Genomic DNA, 7,357 nt, shown 5'->3' with positions numbered 1-7,357 from the left:
GCAATCGACCAAGATCGGCTGTCTGCCCAGGAGGCTCGGCGTGTTGTCCTACCCTGCTGCGATCGCGTTGTCGACTCACACCCTTGCCCGGCTGCGCAGCATGATCGGTCGTCAGCGGCGTGCCAGCGGGGGGGCGTTGGTGGCGGATCACCGCCGGTCAGCAGGCGTTGCTGGTCCTCGCGCACCTGCGTAACGGTGACACCTACGCCCGCCTCGCCGCCGGGTTCGGAGTCGCTACCAGCACCGCCTGGCGTTATGTCCACGACACCCTGGCCCTGCTCGCCGCCCTCGCCGAGGACATCACCCAGGTCGCAGCCAGGGTGGTATCGCTGGCCTGGGTGCTGCTGGACGGGACCCTGGTCCCGATCAACCGGGTCGCCGGGCAGCGCCGCTACTACTCCGGACGACACCGCCGCCACGGAGTGAACGTCCAGATCCTCGCCGACCCGTTCGGCCGACTGATATGGGCGTCTCCACCACTACCTGGGGCCACCCACGATGTGACCGCGGCCCGCGCCGTCGGGGTGATCGACACCCTGACCAGCCGGAACGTCGAGACGTGGGCGGACAAGGCCTACCAAGGCGCCGGAGGGACGATCCGGACCCCCTACAAACGGCACCGGACCCGACCACACCTGTCGACCGGGCAGAAAGCGGTGAACCGCGCTCACACCCGGATCCGGTGCCGAGTCGAACAAGCCGTCGCCGAGCTCAAGGGCTGGCACGTGTTGGACCGGCTCCGCTGCTGCCCCCGCTACGCGAGCACCGTCATCGCCGCGATCACCGTCCTGAACCGGATCGAAACCCGCCGCTGACCAGCAGATTCACGATGAAAAAGGCTCAGGGTGGCGGGCAGCCGCAGTCCGGTCGCGGCACCCAGGGAGTTGCGCAGGTCGACCGCGGTCAGCGAGTCGAACCCGAGCTCGGAGAACGGGCGGTCGGGGTCGATCTCGTCGCCGCCGGTGTGCCCGAGCACCGCGGCCACCCGGCCGCGGACGAGCTCCAGCACCGCGGCGGCACGCTCGTCGCCGGACAGGGCCGCGAGCCGGCGGGCCAGCGAGCGGGAACGTTCGGTGCCCGCGGCGGAGCGGCGGGCCCCGCGGACGAGGCCGCGCAGCAGCGGCGGGACCTCGGGCAGCCCGCGCAGCACCGACAGGTCGAGCGGGAGCGGCAGGACCAGCGGGGCCGGTCCGGGGACGGCGGCGTCGAGCAGGGCCAGCCCCTCCTCGACGGCGACGGCCGGCATCCCGGCCCGGCGCAGCCGCTCGGGCTCGGCTCCGGCGAGCATGCCGGGGCCGTCCCAGGCGCCCCACGCCAGCGACGTCGCGACGAGCCCGGCGGCGCGCCGGTGGGCGGCGAGTCCGTCGAGGAACGCGTTCGCCGCCGCGTAGCCGGCCTGGCCGGGGGTGCCGAGGACACCGGCGGCCGAGGAGAACAGCACGAACGCGGTGAGCTCCCGGTCGGCGGTGAGCTCGTGCAGGTGCCAGGCGGCGTCGGCCTTCGGGGCGAGCACCCCGCTGACGCGTCCGGCGGTCAGTCCGTCGACGACGCCGTCGTCGAGGACACCCGCGGCGTGCACGACCGCGGTGACCGGGTGCGCGTCGAGCAGCGCGGCGACGGCGTCGCGGTCGGTCACGTCGCAGGCCACGACGGCCACGTCCGCGCCGAGTCCGGTCAGCTCGGCGGTGAGCTCCGCCGCGCCGGAGGCGTCCGGGCCGCGGCGCCCGGCGAGCACGAGGCCGCCGACGCCGTGCTCGGTGACCAGGTGCCGGGCGACGAGCGCGCCGAGCCCGCCCGTGCCGCCGGTGACCAGGACGGTGTCGGCCGGAGCCCAGCCGGGGGTGTGGTCCTCGGCCGGGGCGGGCAGCCGGACGAGCCTGCGGGCGTGCACCTCGCCGTCGCGGCAGACGATCTCCGGCTCGTCGACGGCGAGCGCGGCGGGCACCAGGTCGGCGCGTCCGTCGGCGGGGCCGGGGTCGAGCAGGGCGAACCGGCCGGGGTGCTCGGCCTGGGCCGAGCGGACGAGGCCGCGCACCGCGTCGGCGGCGGGCCCGTCGCCGTCCGGGACGACGACGAGCCGGGCGTCGGTGACCGCGTCGCAGGCCAGCCAGTCCTGCAGCAGCGCCAGCACCGCGGCGGTGGCGGCGTGCGCCCCGGCGACCGGGTCGTGGACGTCCCCCGTGGCCACCGGGGCAACGACGACCGGCACACCGGCGGCCTCGGCGGCGGTCGCGACGACCGGGGTCCTCGGGTCCAGCCCGAGCTCCGCGACAGCGGTGGCCGGGCCGAGCAGCGCGGTCTCGGGGACCGGGGTACCCGCGGCCGGGGTGACGACCGTGCTGCCGATGCCGTACAGCGCGCGGGGGCGGGCACCCGGCTCGGGCACGGCGGCGTCGGCGAGCGGGCGCAGCGCCAGGGACTCGACGGTCGCGACCGGCTCGCCGTCGGGGTCGCGGACGTCGATCGCGACCCCGCCCGCGACGGGCGTGAGCCGGGCCCGGACCGCGGTGGCGCCGGAGGCGTGCAGGCTGACGCCCTGCCAGGAGAACGGCAGCCCACCGGTGTGTTCCCCGGGTCCGGCCTCGCCGAGCAGCGCGGTGGCGTGCAGCACGGCGTCGAGCAGCGCGGGGTGGATGCCGAACCCGTCGTGCTCGGTACCGGCGGGCAGCTCCACCACGACGTCGACGCCGGATCCGGCGCCCGCCGCGGGGTCGACGGGCGTCGCGGTGCGCAGGCCGCGGAAGACCGGGCCGTAGCCGAAGCCGTGCCCGGCCAGGCGTTCGTAGAGCTCGGCGCCGTCGACGACGTCCCCGTCCGCCACGCTCCGGTCGGGTCGCGGACCGGGCCCGGAGGCACCGGTCGCGAGCAGACCGGTGGCGTGGGTGATCCACGGGTGCTCGTCGTCGTCGGCCGGGCGCGAGTGGATCCGCACCTCGCGGACCCCGTCCGGGTCGGCGTCGCCGACCCACATCTGCACCTGGACGGCACCACGCTCGGGCAGCACCAGCGGGGTGGAGAGGGTGAGCTCCTCGACGCGGTCGCACCCCGCCTCGTCGGCGGCCCGGACGGCGAGCTCCAGGAACGCGGTGCCCGGCAGCAGGACGGTGCCGTGCACGACGTGGTCGGCGAGCCACGGGTGGCTGTCGACCGACAGCCGCCCGGTGAGCAGGGTCCCGCCGGCCCCGGCGAGCGACACGACGGCGGACAGCAGCGGGTGCCCGCTGGCGCCCTGCCCGGCGGCGCGGAGGTCACCCGCGCCGGACGGACGGCGCGGCCAGTAGCGCCGGCGCCGGAAGGCGTAGGTCGGCAGCGTGGTGCGGCGCGCACCGGTGCCGGCGAACCAGGCGGCCCAGTCGACGCCGACGCCGCGCAGGTGCAGCCCGGCGGCGGCGGCCGCGGCGGTGACGGTCTCGTCGTGCCCGGCGCGGAGCACCGGCAGCGCGGTGACGGCCGCGCCGCTGTCGGCGGCGCGGTCGCGGACCATGGGGGTGAGCGCGGCGTCCGGGCCGAGCTCGACGACGACGCCGGTGCCGTGCTCGATCAGCCAGCCGACGGTGTCGGCGAACCGCACCGTGTCGCGGACCTGGCGGACCCAGTGCTCCGGCGAGCCGAGCTCGTCGAGGGTGGCCTGGGTGCCGGTCACCGACGACACGACGGGGACGAGCGGCTCGCGGACGGTCAGCCCGGCGACGACCTCGCGGAACTCGGCCAGCACCGGGTCGGCGTGGTGGGAGTGGAAGGCGTGCGAGACGCGCAGCCGGGTCGTGCGGTGGCCGTCGCCGGCGAGCCGCGCGGAGGCCTCGGCGACGGCGTCGGCGTCGCCGGACAGCACGACCGACCGGGTGCCGTTGACCGCGGCCAGCGCCACCTGCTCGCCGAGCAGGCCGGCGACCTCCTCCTCGCCCGCGTCGACGGCGACCATCGCCCCGCCGGCGGGCATGCCCGCCATGAGCCTGCCGCGCGCCGTGACCAGTGCGGCGGCGTCGGGCAGGTCGAGGACCCCGGCGACGTGTGCGGCGGCGATCTCGCCGACCGAGTGGCCGGCGACGGCGTCGGGGACGACCCCCCAGGACCGGACCAGCCGGTACAGCGCGACCTCGACCGCGAACAGCGCGGGCTGGGCGTAGGCGGTGGCGTCGAGCGCGTCGGGGTCCTCGCCCCACAGCACCTCGGTCAGCGGGCGGTCCAGGTGCCGGTCGAGCTCGGCGACGACCTCGGAGAGCGCCTCGGCGAAGACCGGGAAGCGGGCGGCGAGGCGGCGCCCGGCGCCGATCCGCTGGGCGCCCTGGCCGGTGAACACGAACGCGGTGCGGGTGCGCGGCCCGGCGGTGCCGAGCAGCACCGCGGGGTGCGGCTCGCCCGTCGCGATCGCCCGCAGCCCGGCGCGCAGCCGGTCGGGATCCTCGGCGACGACCGCGGCCCGGTGGTCCAGCGCGGCGCGGGTGGTGGCGGCGGAGAAACCCAGGTCGAGCAGCGGGGCGGGCGCGTCCCCGTCGAGTGTGTCGAGCAGCCGCTGTGCCTGGGCCCGCAGCGCCTCGGCGCCGCGCCCGGACAGCAGCACCGGCACCGCGGCGGCGATGTCGGCCACGACCGGGGCGGGTGTCTCCGGGGCGGGGGTCCCACCGTCGTCGCCCGCGGGGTCGGTGTCGGTGGCGGGGGCCGGGTCCGGTGCCTGCTCCACGATCACGTGGGCGTTGGTGCCGGAGAGCCCGAACGACGACACCCCGGCCCGCCGCGGTCGTCCCCGGTCCGGCCAGGCGACCTGCTCGCGGACCAGCTCGACGGCGCCGCTCGACCAGTCCACCTTCGTCGACGGCGTCCGCACGTGCAGCGTCGCGGGGACGACGCCGTGCTGCAGGGCCAGCACCATCTTGATGACACCGGCGACGCCCGCGGCGGCCTGGGTGTGCCCGAGGTTGGACTTGACCGAGCCGAGCAGCAGCGGCTGTTCGCGGCCGCGGCCGTAGGTCGCGAGCAGCGCCTGGGCCTCGATCGGGTCGCCGAGCGCGGTGCCGGTGCCGTGGGCGTCGACGACGTCGACGTCGTCGACGCCCAGCCGCGACTGCGCCAGCGCCTGCGTCAGCACCCGCTGCTGGGACGGTCCGTTCGGCGCGGTCAGCCCGTTCGAGGCCCCGTCGGAGTTCACCGCCGAGCCGCGCAGCACCGCGAGCACGTCGTGGCCGTGCCGCTGGGCGTCGGAGAGGCGTTCCAGGACCAGCACCCCGACGCCCTCGGACCAGCCGGTGCCGTTCGCGTCGTCGTCGAAGGCGCGGCAGAAACCGTCCGCGGCGAGCCCGCCCTGGCGCCCCATCTCGGCGAAGGTGACCGGCCCCGACATGACGGTGACCCCGCCCGCCAGGGCCAACGAGCACTCCCCCGCCCGCAGTGCCTGCGCCGCGAGGTGCAGCGTGACCAGCGACGACGAGCAGGCGGTGTCCACCGTGACGGTCGGCCCGACCAGGCCGAGGACGTAGGAGACCCGGCCGGACAGCACACTGCTCGCCGTCCCGGTCAGCTGGAAGCCTTCGGCCTCCTCCGGACCGATCGGGTACTGCTGGCCCATCGCGCCGGCGAAGACACCCGTGTCGCTCCCGCGCAGGGTGCCGGGGTCGATCCCGGCCCGCTCCAGCGCCTCCCAGGTCACCTCCAGCAGCAGCCGCTGCTGCGGGTCCGTGGCGACGGCCTCGCGCGGGGAGATGCCGAAGAAGTCGGCGTCGAAGTCGGGGGCGTCGTAGAGGAAGCCGCCGACGTTCGCGTCCGGGTCGGCCCCCAGGGCGGCCAGGTCCCAGCCGCGGTCGTCGGGGAACGGGCCGATCCCGTGCCCGCCGTCGGACAGCATCCGCCACAGCGCCTCGGGACCGTCCACCCCGCCGGGGTAGCGGCAGCCGATGCCGACGACCGCGATCGGCTCGTGCGCGGCTGCCTCGACGTCCTGCAGCCGCTTGCGGGTGCGTCGCAGATCCGCGCTCGCCCGCTTCAGGTAGTCCCGGAGCTTCTGTTCGTTGTCCATCGCGGGGCACACCCATCTCGAGGTACGGCGGACTCACGCCTGTGCGGCGGTGCCGTGGTCGTCTGTGGACTGCGGGGCGCTCGCCGGCCGCGTTCGGGGGGCGGGGGCGGCGGCCGCGGGCCTGCGCGGATCACCAGGACATGGCGGGTACCAGGTCGCCGTAGCTGTCCTCGCGCCGGAGCTGCGCCAGGTCGGAGTCGACCATCATCCGCATCAGCTCGGGGAACGACGTCACGGGCGTCCAGCCGAGCGCCGCCGTCGCGCGGGTGGTGTCCGCGCACAGCACCTCGACCTCGGCCGGACGCACCAGCGCGGGGTCGACCACGACGTGGTCGCGCCAGTCCAGCCCGACGTGCTCGAAGGCGATGCGCACCGCGTCCCGGACCGAGTGCATGACCCCGGTGCCGATCACCCAGTCGCCCGGCTCGTCCTGCTGCAGCATCGCGTGCATGGCCTGCACGTAGTCCCCGGCGAAGCCCCAGTCGCGGACCGCGTCGAGGTTGCCCAGGTGCAGCTTCTCCTGCCGGCCCGAGGCGATCCTGGCCGTCGCGAGCGAGATCTTGCGCGTCACGAACTCCGTGCCGCGGCGCGGGGACTCGTGGTTGAACAGCATCCCGGACACCGCGTACATGCCGAAGGACTCGCGGTAGTTGCGGGTGATGCAGTGGCCGTACACCTTCGCGACGCCGTACGGGCTGCGCGGGTGGAACACCGTCGACTCCGACTGCGGGGTCTCGGCGGCCTTGCCGAACATCTCCGACGACGACGCCTGGTAGAACCGGATCCCGCCGCCGTCCGAGCCCCGCGACCCGGACAGGCCGCCCACCATCCGGATGGCCTCGAGCATCCGCAGCACGCCCATGCCGTTCACCTCGGTGACCAGCTCGGCCTGCTGCCAGGACATCGGCACGAACGAGATCGCGCCGAGGTTGTAGACCTCGTCGGGCTGCACCCGGTCGACCACCGACACCAGGGTGGCCTGGTCCAGCAGGTCGCCGTACTCGAAGGACAGGTCCGCGGCGAGACGGCTGATGCGGGACTGGCGCGGGTTCGACTGCCCGCGGACCAGACCCCACACGTCGTAGCCCAGCGACAACAGGTACTCGGCGAGGTAGGAACCGTCCTGCCCGGTGATCCCGGTGATCAACGCGCGCCTCGGCATGGGGTCGTCTCCCTCCGACGTGTGGTGGGTGTCCCCCACTCCGGCGGCGACGGTAGGTTCGCGCCGACTAGTGATTCGTCGAGACATGACCGGTGCGCCGCACCGTGCTCTGGGGATTTCCGGGCCGCCGCCGTGGTCGGGTGCACGCGTCCGTTCCCCGCGACTCGCTCGCCGGGCCCGCCGTG

General features: G+C 75.6%; 1 protein-coding gene and 2 pseudogenes. 1 reads left to right on the top strand and 2 read right to left on the bottom strand.

Features of this window, described 5'->3' with window-relative positions; genetic code table 11:
- Positions 1-40 precede the first annotated feature (40 nt).
- Positions 41-815, top strand: a pseudogene (locus KPL59_RS22650) (transposase family protein).
- On the opposite strand, the pseudogene KPL59_RS22645 reads toward KPL59_RS22650, so the two are convergent.
- Together KPL59_RS22645 and KPL59_RS22640 are read right to left on the bottom strand one after the other, a co-directional pair.
- A pseudogene (locus KPL59_RS22645) lies at positions 755-6,010 on the bottom strand (type I polyketide synthase); the annotation flags it as partial. The pseudogenes KPL59_RS22650 and KPL59_RS22645 sit on opposite strands and share 61 nt — an antisense overlap.
- Before the next feature lie 130 nt (positions 6,011-6,140).
- Positions 6,141-7,172: a GDP-mannose 4,6-dehydratase gene (locus KPL59_RS22640; protein ID WP_226361893.1), complete on the bottom strand. Its 1,032-nt coding sequence runs from the start codon at positions 7,170-7,172 to the stop codon at positions 6,141-6,143.
- Between the last annotated feature and the right edge of the window lie 185 nt (positions 7,173-7,357).

Source organism: Pseudonocardia sp. ICBG1142 (assembly GCF_020496255.1).
Classification (GTDB): Bacteria; Actinomycetota; Actinomycetes; order Mycobacteriales; family Pseudonocardiaceae; genus Pseudonocardia.
Note: the sequence above shows the minus strand (reverse complement) of the source record. Positions and strands in the feature narration are given on the sequence as shown.